We start from the raw sequence: 15,139 nt of genomic DNA, 5'->3' as shown, positions 1-15,139 counted from the left end.
CCCCCTTATTGCGGATGAAACTCATCATCTTTACGTTGCGGCCTGATATCACCGACGGTCATGGCTTGCAGTATGGATGCCCGGGGGAGCCGGAGGGCCAGCAGCGACCCGATCACGATCGATCAAGGAGTCCCAGCATGCGGTATCTCTGGATCTTCCTCAGTGTCCTGTTCCTGGCGAGTTGCTCCTCCGAACCGCCCACCGAGCCCGCCGGCGTCCTGCCGGGCGCCGCCGATCGATCGGGCGTGGTCGACAAGACCGCCAACCAGACCCTGATCAACAACTACATCGTCCAGTATGACGGGCGCACGTTCACCGGCGACGAGACCACCTTCCGCTACACCGTGTTCGGCACCGGCGTGGATCCCGCGCTGAGCCACTTCACCCTCGAGCTGCCCGACTGCGCTCCCGAGCTGAGCGGCTATTCGCCGACCAACTCGGTGAGCATCAACGAGAATCCGCAGACGGGGATCTACGGCATCGAATGGCACCTGAACGTGGAGGCCGACGACTCGGTGGGCCGCCAGTACTCGATCAGCTTCCTGGGCGACGTGCCCGAGGGCGTGATCTTCAGCGCGGTCAAGACCGGTAACACCAATGGCGTGGGCCAGGTCTACGGCCCCTGTGCGGGCTTCGTGATCGCGGGCACGGTGTTCGTCGATGCGGACGCCGACGGCGAGCGGGACTTCGACGAGTCGGGGATCGCCGACGTCGTGGTCGAGCTGACGCACGACGACGGCACGGTGGACATCCTGCGCACCGACGCCTTCGGCGGCTACAGCATCATCCGCGCCGCGGGCACCTACACGCTGGCGATCCCCGCCGCCTATCCCGACGCGTTCAACGCCGAGCTCTCCGAGTCGTTCGACGCGACGACGGCGCTGAGCCGCGAGGTCGTGGTGGCGGCCGATGCGCCCGGCAACGACTTCGGCTTCTCGCCCCAGACCGAGGAGATCATCTTCGAGCTGGAAGGCGGCGTGCTGGCGACCGACGGCGAGTCGGTGAAGTTCTGGATCCGGGAGCTGCGGGCGGCGCTGCGCAACGGCGGCGGCAACGCGGTGTACGACCGCGCCACCATGGAGGGCTTCCTGGCGGATATCCAGGAGCTCTTCCTCGACGAAGTCTTCGCGTTCACGCCGGGCAACGAGTTGCAGGAGGCCTACGACATCCTCCGCTCGAACTCGCGCGAACCCATCGACGAGCTGCTGCGCCAGCTGCTGGCCACCGAGTTCAACGAGGTCAGCGGCCGCGGCCTCATCGGCGAGAACGCCGAGCTGCAGGACGTGTTGATCGCCTGGGGCGAGGCGGTCTGGGTGGAGAACCAGGAGGCGGCTCGCGTGCCCGGCACCGGCAGCGAGTTCGACTACCAGGACGTCATCCTGGCCCAGGACGTGGCCATCCCGCCGGCCATCGAGATCTTCACCCTGATCAACACCGGCGGCGGTGGCGGGGCCGACGAGTAGATCCGGACCGCTGGCGACAGGATCCACGAGGCGCTTCCCGCGGGAGGCGCCTCTGCCGTGTGCCGGTCACCGCATCTCGTAGCAGATCACTTCCAGCGGCCGCTCCTCGCCGCCGGCCGACTCGTCGGTGGTGGAGTTCACCTCGCGGCGGTAGGCCTCGGCGGCGCCGGTGACCACCACCACGCGGTCGTCGGGCAGGAAATGGATGGCGTCCTGCTCGGGGTTGCCCGGAGCGAGGAGGCGGCGCTGCTCGGCGAACCGCCCCTGCGCGTCGAAGAGGTCGACGGTGCAGAGGACGCCGGGTACGCGCTCGCGGTCGCCGCGGCTGGTGCGCACCCAGAGCGTGCCGTCGGGGTGGCACCACAGCGCGGTGATGTCGGGCTCCGTATCCTCCACCGTGACGCCCTGTAGCTGCTGGCCGTACTGCGAGCCGATGGCCTCCGTGTTCAGCTCGGCACGGCGCTCGTCGGCGTCGGTGCGCCGGAGGCTCTCGTAGTCGCGGGTGACGATCCGCTCGACCGTGCCGTCGGCGGCGCAGACGTGGATGGCGTACTCGTTGCGGTGAGGGGCGAAGCAGACCTGGCCCGTGGGGGTGATGCCGAAGCGCGACCAGACGAAGTCGAAGCCCAGCTCGTCGAACACGAAATGGGTGGCGTCGAAGCGGGAGGTCTTGGTCAGGTAGTCCACCCCGGGCGCGCCGTCCAGGCCGTAACGCCGCAGGAACATGTCCTGCTGCAGCTCGCCCGAATCGCTCAGGCGCCAGCGCATGCCCGTCAACGCCAGGAACGTGTCGTGGGCCTGGCCGCCCATGAGCAGGATGTAGCCGCCGCCGTCCGATTCGCTGTCGGTCAGGCGCAGCGAGCCGGCGGGGTCACCCTGGCGGTCGATCAGGACCAGCTTGCCGGGCAGGACCTGGCCCAGGCCCAGCGAACCGTCGGCCAGGGTCAGCATGCTGTTGGCGTTGCGGACCTCGCCGGGGCCCTCGCCGCGGCCGCCCAGGGTGCGCAGGAGCGCGCCGTCGGCGGCGAAGACGAAGACCTGGACGAGCTGCACGTCGAGGACGTATACCTCGCCGTCGGGGCCGCCGAGCACCTGCAGGACGTTGCCGAAGAAGACGTCGTCGTCCTCGCCGCCGGCGCGCCAGAGCTCGGTGAGCGCGACATCGGTTACGCCGTGCTCCGGTTCGGGGCCGTTGGCGACCGTGGGGACGGCCGCCGCGGCGCCGGCCAGCAGGCCGGCGGTCAGGGCCAGGGCCGCCAGCGACCTCCGGGCGGGGACGTTCGTCCGGCAGATCATCATCGCGATACCTCCGTTGTGGGTCGGCGTCCGTGGGTAGGACGGAGCGCTCTCCCAATGGTTGCACGCGATGCGCGGTGCGGACAACGTCCGACCGCCGCCTACCGGACCATGACCACCTTCCCACCGGCCTGCCGGGTCCCGTCGTCCCAGCGCAGGAAGTAGGTCCCGGAGGCCACCGCGCGGCCGTCGGCGTCGCGGCCGTCCCAGGCCAGGCTCAGGTGGCCGGCGGCATCGGTCTCTCCGCGCAGATGGCGGACCGTCCGGCCCCGTACGTCGAACACCAGGAGCCGACCGCGGGTCGAACGTGCGGCCGCCGCGGCCTCGATGGTGCAGCCGGCGCCGGTCTGGGCCGGTGAGGGGAACACATGCAGGTTCGCCAGGCCGCCCAGGATCTCGGCCTCCACCACCGCGGTGGGCACGAAGCCGTGGGGCCCGGGACCGCTGGGTGTGTGGCCGTGACAGACGGTGCAGTCGCTCAGGGTGCCCGCGTGGCCCTGCAGGTCGATCATCACCTGGTTGTCGGCGTCCTCGCGGCTGGGGAAGATGGCGTGGGGGCTGTTGTGGCAGGCGGTGCAGAGCAGACCGCCGTGGCCGCGGCTGTTGCGGTAGAGCTGTCCCACCGGCTCGCCGTAGGCGGCGGTGTGGCAGGTGCGGCACGCGGGCTCGTCGACCCAGGGGACGCGGCCGTTGTCGATGGAATTGGCCACTTCTTCGAGGTCCCCGTGGCAATCCTGGCAGATCATGTCGAAGTCGTTGCCCATGGTGCCGCGCAGGCAGCGGGTCTGGGGGCCCGGGTGGCAGAGCTGGCAGGCGTCGAGGCCGCCCACGGTCTCGTCGAGGAAATGGTGCTTCTCGTGGATGCGCTCGGAGAACCAGCCATACGGGCCGGGGAACGGGCCGGTGAGCGGCGTTGAGCCGTGGCAATCGGCGCAGAGGATGGGGGTGGCGGTGGGGTCGAATCCGCCCTCGTCCTCGTGCGCGAAGAGGATGGCGGTCTCGCTGGCGTGGCAGCCGGCGGTGGTGCAGTTGATCTCGGTGGAGACCGGCATCACCGGCGTGGCGCGGGCCAGCTCGTTGCCCATGGTGTCGCGGAGGATCACCAGCGCCTGCTGGTAGGGGACCTCGACGGTGGGCGTGGCGTCAGGGAACGGTGTCAGCGGCACGCCCTCGGCGATGAAGAGGTCCTCGTGCAGGTCGAAGACGTCGTCCAGGCCCTTGCCGGTCAGGCCGATGTTCGGCGGCAGATCCACGCCGAACAGCTCCACGTCCCAGTCCCAGAAGTCGGTCTTGCCCACCGAGTAGGTGTTGCCCGGGATCGAGTACTCGAGGACGACGTCCTCGGTGATCAGCTGCGGCGGGTTGGTGGCGTCGCCGCGCAGCACGACCTGCGCCTGCAGCGTGTTCCAGGGCGGCAGGATGGACAGGGTGTGGTGGTATTGGTTCATGCAGTGCATGCCGAGGTCGTTGGCCACCAGGATCACGTGCTGGGCCGGGGCGGCGAGGGGGAGCAGGAGCAGGGAGAGGACGATGGCGGCAGTGTGGCGGCGGACCATGACGAACCTCCTGGCGACTGGTAAGCAATGAGATTGGCAGCTTAGCAGACTTGGAGTACAAAACCTATTAAAATAGTATATTGGTGTTTTCCGGGAAGGTCTATGCCGGTTTCTCTGCCAAGTCTGGCTCGAAATGTGCCGGCGATATCTGGAACCCGATCCGGATCGCGGACGTTACCCAGCCTGGAAGTTGATCGGGTACGGACCAACCGGCGTCGGATAACTTCCTTGGCCATTGGCGCGATCTTGGCATACTCTTTCTCTGTACAAGCCACCCTGTTCTACGCTCCGCGTCGTTCAGAGTCACCCTTGGAGACCGGAGCCGACATGGGTCAGCACCCGCACAAGCCCGTGCACACCTTCCACATTCCCGTCATGGGAACCGGATTCACCATCGACACGCCGCTGAAGGTGGCGCGCTACGGCATCGCCTCGGTGGTGTCGCTGGTGGACGACGTGCTCATCGAGCAGGTGCGCCAGCGCCTCTGCCGCGAGCACGGCGAGCCGTGCGAGCCCATCGAGGACCACGCGGAGGACGCCCGCGCGCGTCGCATCACCGCCTACCTCGACCTGCTCGACGACCTGGTCCAGCGCCAGGTCGAGCGCGTCCGCAGCGCGGTGTTCGAGACCGGCAGCGAGATCGTGCGCTACTTCGAGCTGCTGCCGCCGGGGCCGCTGCGCGACATGTACGACACCATGATGGCCACCGCCGACCCCGAGGCGCGCCGCGAGCTCCAGGACCGGCTGCGCGAGTTCGTGCGGCCCGGCCCCATCGACGTGAACATCATGACCAAGCTCGACCGCGACCACGACCGCCGCGGCCGCAAGCTGCCCGAGCGCTGCAGCGACGCCCTGAGCGCGCTGCGCGGGTTCATGAACAGCAAGGTCGACGCCTCGGTGGTGCTGTCGGCGGGGATGAACCGCCGCCTCTTCGCCTACATGGGCGAGTTCAACGACTTGCTGCCCGACGAGCGAGGCAACCTGCGCAAGCGCATCGTGCTGAAGGTGAGCGACTACCGCTCGGCGCTGCTGCAGGGCAAGCTGCTGGCCAAGCTGGGGCTGCACATCTCCGAGTTCCGCGTGGAGTCGGGCCTGAACTGCGGCGGCCACGCCTTCGGCGGCAAGGGCCAGCTCCTGGGCCCCATCCTCGACGAGTTCAAGCGCGAGAAGGCCAGCCTGGCCGAGAACCTGCGCAAGATCCGCCGGCAGGCGCTGACCGCGCTGGGCCGCGGCGAGGCCGGCGAGCCCGCTCCCGCGCGCGTGACCGTGCAGGGCGGGATCGGCGACGCCCACGAGGACCTGTTCCTGCGCGAGTACTACCGCGTGGACGGCACGGGCTGGGGGAGCGCGTTCCTGTTCGTGCCCGAGGTCGTCAACATCGACCCCACGAGCCTGGCGCGCCTGACCACCGCTGGCGAGAACGACATCGACCTGAGCGGCGCCTCGCCGCTGGGCGTGCCGTTCTGGTCGCTGCGCACGTCCACGAGCGAGGAGAACCGGCTGCTGAACATCGCCGAGGGCACGCCCGGCAGCCGCTGCCCCAAGGGCTACCTGGTCTCGAGCACCGAGTTCACCGAGAAGCCGCTCTGCACCGCGAGCCGCGCGTTCCAGCGCCGCAAGCTCGAGCAGATCGCCGGCTCGGCGCTGTCGACGCTGGAGCAGAAACGCGCCCAGGAGTCGGTGCTGGCCAAGGCGTGCATCTGCCACGACCTGGCCGGCGGCGCCACGGCGAACATGGGCATCGATCCGGCCGCCACCACCGCCGTCTGCTGCGGCCCCAACGCCGCCTACTTCGAAAAGGTGACGAGCCTCGACGGCATGGTCGACCACATCTACGGCCGGGCCAGCCTGCCGCTGGCGCCCGGGCGGCCGCACATGCTGCTCAAGGAGCTGTCGCTGCACCTGGAATGCCTGCGGCGCGACATCGCCAAGCAGCAGGAGACGCCGTCGGACCGCCTGGCGCGGTCGATCGCCGAGTGCCGCGAGAACCTGCAGCACGGCGTCGACCACTACCGCGAGGTGGCGGGTAAGCTGATGGCGCCGCATCGCGAGGCCTTCACGGCGCGGCTGGCGCGCATGCAGCAGGAGCTGGCCGAGCTGGTGCCGGCGTGGGTGACCACGGGCTGACCGGTCCGCTCCGGAACGAACGAACGCGCCCGGGAGATGGATCCCGGGCGCGTTTTGCGTGGGCCCGGTCGGCGCGGCGCCATGCGCGGGGGACTCCATGGCGGAGGGATGGAATCGCCCCCTCTCACCGACGGTGTGCTACCATCGTGTCGTGCATCATCGTGACCAGCGATCCCCGGAGGACCACCCATGCTGCTGCGCCTCTGCTTCGTCCTGCTGCTCGCCGCGCCCGTCCTCGCCGCCTGGCCCGACGACCCCACGGTCAACGTGCCGCTGAGCCTCGCGGTGGGCGACAAGTCCGACGTCTTCTGCGTGAGCGACGGCGAGGACGGCGCCATCGTGGCCTGGGAGGACACCCGCGACGGCGACCGTGACATCTACGTCCAGCGCGTGAATGCCCAGGGCGCGGTGCTCTGGCAGGTCGACGGCGTGCCGGTGTGCACCGCGCCCGGCGACCAGGGGCTCTACCACTCGTCCACCGGCACCACGGGCTTCACCCCGCTGGTGGCCGACGGCGCGGGCGGCGCCTGGCTCGTCTGGCAGGACGAGCGCGCGTTCGGCGCGCGGCTGCGCGACGTCTACGCCCAGCGAATCAACGCGGCGGGCGAGGTGCTGCTGGCCGACGGCGGCGTGCCCGTGGCCACGGGCGCCGGCATGGAGGACCAGCCCACGGCGTGTCCGGACGGCGCGGGCGGGGTGATCGTGGTCTGGCAGGACAAGAACACCGACCCCGTGTTCTACGACCTCCACGGCCAGCGCCTCGCCGGCGACGGCACGCCGCTCTGGAACGGCGGCCAGCCGCTGCCGCTGGTGGTGATGGGCTGGGACCAGGACGGCCCCACGCTCTGTCCCGACGGCCACGGCGGCGCCTACCTCGCCTGGTCCGACGCCCGCGACGACGTGGGCGACGTCTACGCCCAGCACCTGGATCCCGACGGGACGAGCCTCTGGACGGTCAACGGTGTGGCGGTGTGCGTGCGGCCGGACGGCCAGGACGCCATCACCGCGCGGCTGGCCGACGACGGCGACCTGCTGCTGGCGTGGGTCGACCGGCGCGGCGCCGGGCCCGACATCTACGCGCAGAAGCTGGCGGCCGACGACGGCGCCGGCCGCTGGACCGCGGGCGGGTTCGCGGCGTGCAGCGCGGGCGAGTCGCAGTACCGGCCCGCGCTCTGCGGCGACACCGCCGGCGGGGCCATCGTCTGCTGGTTCGACTACCGCAACGCCAGCGGGCCGCCCTGGAACCTGGACATCTACGCGCAGCGGATCGGCACCGGCGGCGCGGCGGCCTGGCCCGTGAACGGCGTGCTGGTGTGCGGCGCCCCCGACGCCCAGCGCGACGCGGACCTCGCGCCCGACGGCACGGGCGGCGCCTTCCTCGCCTGGGAGGACAACCGCGAGGGCCTGGGCCACGAGGACGTCTACGCCCAGCGACTCGACGCGGCCGGGACCGCGCTCTGGGCCGCCGACGGCGTGCCGGTGAGCACGGCGCCCAACAACCAGAAGCGCCCCGACCTGGTAGCCGGCGCGGGCGGCGTGCTGATCGTCTGGCCCGACGATCGCGAGCTGCTTTATGCAGCGGATATCTACTGCGATCGGGTGGCGGTGGACGATCCCACCGCGGCGCCGCCTCTGGCGCCCGGTGCGGGGCTGCGGCTCGAGGTGCGGGGGGATCCGGCGGCTGGCCGGTCGGTGGTGGCGTTCGCGCTGCCGGGGGCGGCGACCGTCACGGTGGAGGTGTGCGACCTGCGGGGGCGGCGGCTCGCGGTGCTGAGCGCGGGGGCGGCGCTGGCCGCGGGGTGGCACGAGCTGGGCTGGGACCGCCGGGATGCCGCGGGCCGGGCGCTGCCGAGCGGAGTGTACCTGGTGCGGCTGCGCGCGGGCGGGGCGGTGGCCACGGCGCGGGCGGTGGTGGTGCGGTAGGGGTTAGACTGCGGATATTTTTGGAAGATTCGCAAGCTGGTTCCGGCTGAGTTCTTGAATCTCACACCTGATCCGGACATCCTCACTCATCGTCTGGCAAACCTGCGCGCTGCCACGAATCCATGAGCGCCGCTCACTGCGGCGTCCTGGCGGTCGCTGCCAGGCGATGCCCCTCGTGGTCCGGGCCACGATCCGGACCTGGATCGAGTGGCCGTCACCTCGAACAGGGAGACCAACGATGAGCCGACCCGACCGTGCCGTCGCCGCACTCGCACTGATCCTCGCGCTGTCGCCGCTGGGCGCCCTCGCCGATGGCCTGATCCACTACGAGAAAGCCCAGGACGCGACCGAAGCCCTGCTGACGCCCATCCTCGCCAACGCGATGGACCGCGTCCGCGAGGTGCTCCAGCAGCATTTCGACGAGGGAAGTGCGGATGTGGTCATGGGGATCATCGAACAGTTCCTCTCCGAGGACGAAGCGTTCAACTACCATGACGTGATCCTGCACGAGCAGCACGGCGACACGCTGCTGCGGGAGGTCCACGCGCTGGGCACGACCAAGGATGACCATCTCTTTCTCGAGCTGTTTCTGGTGCGTGGGGCGAAGGGCTGGGTGATTCGCCATCTGAACCTGAATTCGGATGTCCAGGAGTTCTTTCCCGACTGGATCGAGATCTGAGGGTTGTGCCACGGAGAGTGTGTCCGGCAGATTTCGTGACGTCTTCGGCCCTGAATTATGATCCTTCGGCACCTTGACGACAGTGATGGTGCGGTCCTCGGGCTCGATTTCGGGGCAGACACAATCTCGATGGCACAAGGAACGGTTGCTATGCGGGGTTCAATTGCCCGGACCAGCCGGCAATTGCGCCGAATGCCAAACGGAAACTATCCATACTGTCTTTCCGACGATGCGATAGAAGAACCGGTACGGCCGAACGATGACCTCTCGATGCGGCAGTTCCGGGAACTCCGGGATCGCTCGTCCCGAATCCGGGAACTCACTCAACCGGCCAAGCACTGCTTCCGCCTTGAGCCGAAACTGACGAGCTGCTGTCGGACTATCTTGGCGGATGTACTCCAGACCTTCGAGGAACTGCCGCCGCGCCGACGGGGTGAACTTGATCTTCACGACTCGTCATCTCCGAGCAGTGCGTCGGCCTCCCTCATCACGCTAGCCAGCGAATGCCCCTCTCCGGCAGCGATCTCGCGTTCTCCCGCGGCGAGAAGCCGCAGCAACTCTCGCTCACGTTCACGCTTCTCGTACGCCTCGACGCTCTGCATGACGGCGACGGCCCGACCGCGTTGGGTGACCACCAGGGGTCCCGCGCCAGATTGCAGCCTTTTGAGCACCGCGGCGGCATCCTGGCGAAAATCACTGACGGGAACGATATCGGGAATCTTGCTCATGTTGCGCCTCCATTCGTACGTTTTATAGTACGCTTGGATGTATCTCTCGTCAATCCGTATAACACCCTGGTGTTAAGCTTCGGGCGGTTCTGGCGCGCAGCTGGCTCCTGCCAGATGCGTGACAGAGCCGACTGTCAGCTTGACCGGCTTGTTAGACAGAATCGCAGCGAGCGACGGGGACCCCACCCCGATGAGCTACCATTCCTCGTGTCGAATTGGGCCGTCCACCAGATCAATGATCACTGAATCGATCGCTACCTCGAACCACTCTTGAAACGTTTCTAGATCCCGTTGCTGCGGCCAAGTCTCTTCGTCGAGGTACCAGCTCTCGAGTTCGTTTTCGAAGATTCGATTGAACCATAGTTCGATTGGCGCGGCCTCTTGCTCCTCCTTCGGATCCGGAGGGATGAGGTAGACCGATACGTTCGCGCGAACGTCTTCCTCAAACTCTTTCGCACCAGCATCCACCGACGTTGCCCATTTCACGTACGGCTCCCTCGGGCGGACGACTGCAACTGATCTGTTCACTGACCTCATGGGCTTACATCCAAAGTCTTGTGCCTAACGCCTAATATGCGGATAGCTCCGCGAACAGGCTGCGTAGCCCGATACGCTGCGGGGGTATGAAGCCCAGGGCCTCCTGCGCGGCAACCTGCAGGCCGGCGAGGCGGTCCTCCACCGGGCCCAGGGTCCAGCAATCGGTGACGGCGAGCCGGGCGAGCGGTTCGCCGTCCGCGTTGAGGGGGCAGATATCGCGCTGCTCGCGGCCCTCGTCGTCCAGCCAGCGCAGCGGCAAACCCTGGGTGCGGCAGACGTAGGGACGCGCCGGGTAGATGCGGCAGGCGCCGTCGGGGTCGAGGAAGGCGCAGGCGCCGGGGGGATGAGGCGCGAGGCCGGCGAGACGGTCGGCGGCGTGGGCGCGGATGCGGTGGGCCTCCACCTCGAGGACGGTGTGGTCGTCCTGGCAGCAGGCGGTGCAGCCGCGGGCGCAGCGGAGGCGAGCCCCGTGGCGGCGGGCGAGAGGGGCCGTGCGGCGGTCGACCTCGGCGTGGAGGTGGGTGACGGCGGTGATGATCTCGGCGGGAGTCATGCGGGGAAGATAGTACGGGAGGATGGCGTTCCGATAGGGAATCCTGGGCGGCGGCACGGTGCGGAAACATTATTGATAACCCTAAGTCGTTTCATGGCAAGATGTTGGAGCGTTGTGCCGGCGCAAGCGTGTAAGTTATATCAGCACAGTGGATTATGGTCTAAAAGAATGATTCCTGACACCCGTCCCCGCCCCCGCCGACCGGGGAAATTGATAGGCGACCGAAAATACCGTATGATCATCGGGACGATCACGGCATTCATCCGACGCCGCCGCGCGGTCGACCGCTCCCGGAGATTCCCGCGCGGTGTCGAGACCGAGGGGATTGGTCATGTTCCGCGTTTCGCTCGCCCGAACGCTGGGCGCCTGCCTGCTCGCCCTGCTCACCACCGCCACCATCACCGCCGCCGCCCCGCCGACGGCCGACACCGACACCACCTACGTCCTCGGCGGCCCCGACCGCTGGGACGGCCGCTTCGAGGACCAGGCCGGCGAGCCCGACTGGCACGGCTGGACCCACGTCGATCTCCACGATCCCGATCCCGGCAGCTACTGGCACGTGAGCGACCTGCTGCCGCTGGCGGGCCAGTTCTCGCTGTGGTGCGGCACCTGGTACGGCGACGACGACGGCTACGGCAACCAATGGCACGATCCCGTGGTGTTCACGCGGCCGGCGGCCGACCCCGCCGAGCCCACCACCATCCGGCTGCAGGCCACCGTGCAGGTCGACACCGAGCCCGGCTACGATTTCCTCCACCTGCAGAAGCGCCAGCAGGCGAACCCGGTCCTCTGGTTCTCGCTGCGGACCCTCGACGGCACGCAGGAGATCCAGCTCGACGAGACCATCGTCATCGAGCCGGAGTCCTACATCGACGGCGCCTGGAGCCTGCGCTTCCTCGGCACCAGCGACAGCGCCGTCTCCGACGCCGACGGCCTCTTCCAGTCCCACGGCCTGGCACGGATCGACGACGTCACCGTGACGGTGGACGGCGTGGTGGTCAGCGTGGAGGATTTCGAGTCGGGCACGTCGACCGACTGGGTGCCCGACACCTCGCCGCTGGTGGGCGACTTCACCGCGCTGCGCCAGGACCTCGACGACCTCGATCCCGAGCACCAGAACCCGAGCTGGCAGGCCACGTTCATCGACGACGGCGTGGTCGTCCCCGGCACCGGCGGCACGCCCTGCGTGGACTGGTGCTACGGGCCGGACGGCTGGGTCTTCAACGTCACCGCCGGCCTGCACGGGTCGGGAGTGGACAGCGGTCCGGTCTTCGGCTGGTTTGCCAACTCGGGCGTCTGGAACGGCCTCGTCTCGCCGGTCGTGAGCTGGCCCGAGCTCCACGACGCGGGCACGCTGGCGTTCGACGTCTACGCCCACATGCAGTACCTCGAGTGCGGCCTGACCACCTACGGCTGGTCGCTGCGCACCACCGACGCGGCGGATCCGGGCGCGCTCGCGAACGTGCCCTGGCAGGACACGCGCTGGTCGTACTACCTGCCGGACGACATGCCGGGCGGGCCGGGCTACTACCGCGTGACCATGCCGCTGGACCTGCCCGAGGCCGAGTTCACGCGCTGGGTGCAGGTCCGCCTCGAGGTGTTCGAGGGCGGCCCCTACTGCTGGGGCGATTACGTGACCCAGGGCACGCCCGCGCCCTACTTCGACAACGTGGCGGTCCGCGCCTGGCGCCTGGTCACCGACGCGCCCCCGGCCGCACCCGCGCTCTTCCTGACCGCCGCGCCCAACCCCTTCAACCCGCGGGTCGTCCTCGAGTACAGCCAGCCCGCGCCCGGCCCGGTGGACCTGGCGATCTTCGACGCGCGCGGGCGCCTGGTGCGCCGCCTCCTGACGGCCGACCGGCCCGCCGGCGCCGGCGAGCTCATCTGGGACGGCTGCGACGATGCGGGATCGCCCGTGGCCGCGGGGATCTACCTGGCCCGCCTGCGGACCGACGCGGGCCGTGAGCAGAGGAAGCTGACCCTGGTGCGGTGAACCGCGCTTTCGACCCGAACAGGATGGTAACCCATGGTGATTCACCGCTCAGGAGCCCGGATCGTTGTTTGTCTGCCAGCGTGCCTCGCATTGGTACTAGCCGTGCCCGCCGCGGCGGCGGTCTTCGTCGTCCACCCCGACGGCTCGGGCGATTACCCCGACATCCAGACCGCGATCCTGGCCTGTGACCACGGCGACGTGGTCGAGCTCACCGACGGGGTCTACACCGGTGCGGGCAACCGCGACCTCCACAACAACGAGACCGCGGTGCTGATCCGGTCGCAGAGCGGCGACCCGACCGCCTGCGTCATCGACCTCGGCGGGTCGCCCACCGAGCCGCACCGCTTCATCACCCTGGTGATCACCGGCGAGCAGCCGCGCGAGGTCTGGGGCCTGCACGACCTGACCGTCACCGGCGGCTGGGCCGAGCACGGCGGCGCGGTCCTGGTCTACGACTGGGCCTCGCCCGAGATCCACGGCTGCGTCTTCCGCGGCAACACCGCCGCCGTCTTCGGCGGCGCCATCGACGGCGGCGTGGGCATCCCGCGCATCGCCGATTGCTGGTTCGAGGGCAACACCGCCGAGACCGGCGGCGCGATCAGCGGCCACGCCGAGTGCCTGTTCACGGTCAGCGATTGCACCTTCGTGGCCAACACCGCCGCCACCGGCGGCGCGGTCTACTCGTTCTACGACCTGGGCTCCAGCTTCACCGGCTGCACCTTCGCCTTCAACACGGCCGACCAGGGCAGCGGCCTCGACCTGCACGCCCAGAATCCGCTCGCGCTGGAGCGCTGCCTCATCGCCGCGGGGAGCGGTGGCGCGGCGGTGACGGTGGCGGACGGGACCGAGCTCACGCTCACCTGCTGCGACCTCTTCGGCAACGAGGGCGGCGACTGGGTGGGCGTGATCGCGCCGCAGCTCGGCCAGGCGGGGAACATCGCGGCCGAGCCGCACTTCTGCGACGTCACGACGTACGACCTCCACCTGCACGACGGCTCGCCGTGCGCGCCGGGCACGCCGCCCAACCCGGAGTGCGCAGTGATCGGCGCCTGGCCCGTGGGGTGCGGGCCCATCGCCGTGGAGCGGCGGTCGTGGCAGGACCTGAAGGCGCTGATGCGGGGGAACTGAGTCCCCCGCAGCCAGGACTCACTTCACCATCACCAGATCCTCGGTGAGCACGAACCCGCCCGCCTCGAGGCGGCAGTGGTACACGCCCGAGGCCGTGTCCCGCGCGGCCCAGCGCACCTCGTGGCGGCCCGCGTCCTGCCAGCCCGAGACCAGCGTGTCCACCAGCCGGCCGCGGCTGTCGAACACCTCGAGCCGCACCTGGACCGACTCCTCGAGCGAGTAGGCGATGGTGGTGGCGGCGTTGAAGGGGTCGGGGAAGTTGGGCTCGAGGGCGATGGGCAGGGGCAGGGTGGCGGGGGCGGCGGTGACGGGGGGCCAGGGCACGAGGTCGACCGTGTCGTCGAGGTAGTTGGGGACGCCGATCCGGCCGGTGGCCGCGAGGTAGGCGATGTCGGCGGGGCCGGCGTGGCCGGAGGAGATGATCGCGGCGGGGGCGGCGAGGCCGGGGCCGAGGCGGTGGATGCCGTTGGTGTACCAGGAGGAGATGAGGAGGCGGCCCTCGTGGTCCCAGGCCAGGCCGTCCTGCGAGGGGACGTTGGTGTAGGCGGCGAGGGAGACGGTGCCGTCGTCGACGTCGATGGCGTGGAGTGGGTAGCCGGGCAGGGTGGAGGTGACGAGCATCCGCCGGTTGGCGGCGTCGAAGACGATGCCGTTGGGCTCGTGGAGGCCGGCGGTGGCGAAGAGCTCGTGGGTGCCGGCGGCGAGGTCGACGCGGTAGAGGCCGGTGGTCCAGTAGTCGGTGATGAACATGTGGCCGGTGTCGTCGAGGGCGAGGTCGTTGAGGAGGTTGGATTCGGGGATGGGGACGAAGAGGGTGATCTCGCGCGTGGCGAGGTCGTAGCCCACGAGGCCGACCCAGGGGGCGAGGTTGGACGCGCAGTAGAGGGTGCCGCCGTCGAGGTAGAGGCCGGCGACGCGGGTGAGCGTGGTGTCGAAGACCGACTGGGTGAGGTCGGCGTCGATCTGGATGATGTCGCCGTTGGCGAAGTTGGAGACGAGGTAGCGCTGGCCGACCGGGTCGTAGACCACGGACTCGGGGTTCTGGAGGAGCTGGGCCGCGGCAGGCTGGGCGAGGATCACCGCGGCGAGGATCAGGCAGGGCAGCGTCGGGGGGAAGGGGCGCATGGCGGTTCGGACTCCTGCTGGGGTGGGCGAG

The 15,139-nt window shown here is 69.3% G+C and carries 13 protein-coding genes; 6 read left to right on the top strand and 7 right to left on the bottom strand.

The genetic code is table 11. The annotated features are described in order from the left end of the window. Positions 1–137 precede the first annotated feature (137 nt). Positions 138–1,463, top strand: a complete 1,326-nt coding sequence (locus tag IFSED24_RS12175; RefSeq protein WP_491331737.1) for an SdrD B-like domain-containing protein — start codon at positions 138–140, stop codon at positions 1,461–1,463. Positions 1,464–1,529: 66 nt separating this feature from the next. Here the strand turns inward: IFSED24_RS12175 and IFSED24_RS12170 are convergent, their stop codons facing one another. Together IFSED24_RS12170 and IFSED24_RS12165 are read right to left on the bottom strand one after the other, a co-directional pair. Next, positions 1,530–2,762 (bottom strand): hypothetical protein, encoded by a 1,233-nt coding sequence (locus IFSED24_RS12170; protein ID WP_491331736.1) that lies wholly within the window; start codon positions 2,760–2,762, stop codon positions 1,530–1,532. Positions 2,763–2,860: 98 nt separating this feature from the next. Next, positions 2,861–4,315: a FlgD immunoglobulin-like domain containing protein gene (locus tag IFSED24_RS12165; protein ID WP_491331735.1), complete on the bottom strand. Its 1,455-nt coding sequence runs from the start codon at positions 4,313–4,315 to the stop codon at positions 2,861–2,863. Between the two features lie 327 nt (positions 4,316–4,642). On the opposite strand from IFSED24_RS12165, the gene IFSED24_RS12160 reads away from it, so the two are divergent. The 3 genes from IFSED24_RS12160 (at position 4,643) to IFSED24_RS12150 (ending at position 9,044) form a co-directional block, all read left to right on the top strand. Next, positions 4,643–6,442 (top strand): hypothetical protein, encoded by a 1,800-nt coding sequence (locus IFSED24_RS12160; RefSeq protein ID WP_491331734.1) that lies wholly within the window; start codon positions 4,643–4,645, stop codon positions 6,440–6,442. A gap of 189 nt (positions 6,443–6,631) precedes the next feature. Next, positions 6,632–8,365 (top strand): TolB-like translocation protein, encoded by a 1,734-nt coding sequence (locus IFSED24_RS12155; RefSeq protein WP_491331733.1) that lies wholly within the window; start codon positions 6,632–6,634, stop codon positions 8,363–8,365. Positions 8,366–8,603: 238 nt separating this feature from the next. Beyond that, on the top strand, positions 8,604–9,044 hold the full coding sequence (locus IFSED24_RS12150; RefSeq protein ID WP_491331732.1) for a hypothetical protein: 441 nt from the start codon (positions 8,604–8,606) through the stop codon (positions 9,042–9,044). Positions 9,045–9,203: 159 nt separating this feature from the next. Here the strand turns inward: IFSED24_RS12150 and IFSED24_RS12145 are convergent, their stop codons facing one another. From IFSED24_RS12145 to IFSED24_RS12130, 4 genes are all read right to left on the bottom strand, one after another. Continuing rightward, the gene (locus IFSED24_RS12145; RefSeq protein WP_491331731.1) at positions 9,204–9,494 is read right to left on the bottom strand and encodes a type II toxin-antitoxin system RelE/ParE family toxin; all 291 of its coding nucleotides are present in this window, start codon (positions 9,492–9,494) and stop codon (positions 9,204–9,206) included. Continuing rightward, the gene (locus IFSED24_RS12140) at positions 9,491–9,772 is read right to left on the bottom strand and encodes a type II toxin-antitoxin system Phd/YefM family antitoxin (RefSeq protein ID WP_491331730.1); all 282 of its coding nucleotides are present in this window, start codon (positions 9,770–9,772) and stop codon (positions 9,491–9,493) included. Before IFSED24_RS12140 ends, IFSED24_RS12145 begins: the two co-directional genes overlap by 4 nt. A 195-nt stretch (positions 9,773–9,967) precedes the next feature. Beyond that, positions 9,968–10,258 carry a hypothetical protein gene (locus IFSED24_RS12135; RefSeq protein ID WP_491331729.1) on the bottom strand — a complete coding sequence of 97 codons (291 nt, stop codon included), beginning with the start codon at positions 10,256–10,258 and terminating at the stop codon, positions 9,968–9,970. Positions 10,259–10,340: 82 nt separating this feature from the next. Further along, positions 10,341–10,862: a YkgJ family cysteine cluster protein gene (locus IFSED24_RS12130; protein WP_491331728.1), complete on the bottom strand. Its 522-nt coding sequence runs from the start codon at positions 10,860–10,862 to the stop codon at positions 10,341–10,343. A 331-nt stretch (positions 10,863–11,193) separates the two neighbouring features. Here IFSED24_RS12130 and IFSED24_RS12125 point away from each other — a divergent pair, with 331 nt between their 5' ends. Continuing rightward, positions 11,194–12,855 (top strand): FlgD immunoglobulin-like domain containing protein, encoded by a 1,662-nt coding sequence (locus IFSED24_RS12125; protein ID WP_491331727.1) that lies wholly within the window; start codon positions 11,194–11,196, stop codon positions 12,853–12,855. Between the two features lie 90 nt (positions 12,856–12,945). Then, positions 12,946–13,983: a right-handed parallel beta-helix repeat-containing protein gene (locus IFSED24_RS12120; protein WP_491331726.1), complete on the top strand. Its 1,038-nt coding sequence runs from the start codon at positions 12,946–12,948 to the stop codon at positions 13,981–13,983. A gap of 18 nt (positions 13,984–14,001) precedes the next feature. Here IFSED24_RS12120 and IFSED24_RS12115 read toward each other — a convergent pair whose 3' ends face one another. Continuing rightward, a complete protein-coding gene (locus IFSED24_RS12115; protein WP_491331725.1) occupies positions 14,002–15,108 on the bottom strand; it encodes an SMP-30/gluconolactonase/LRE family protein in 1,107 nt (368 codons plus the stop codon). Positions 15,109–15,139 lie beyond the last annotated feature (31 nt).

Source organism: Candidatus Latescibacter sp. IFSED24, assembly GCF_058273205.1.
This window is presented reverse-complemented; position numbering and strand designations above follow the sequence as displayed.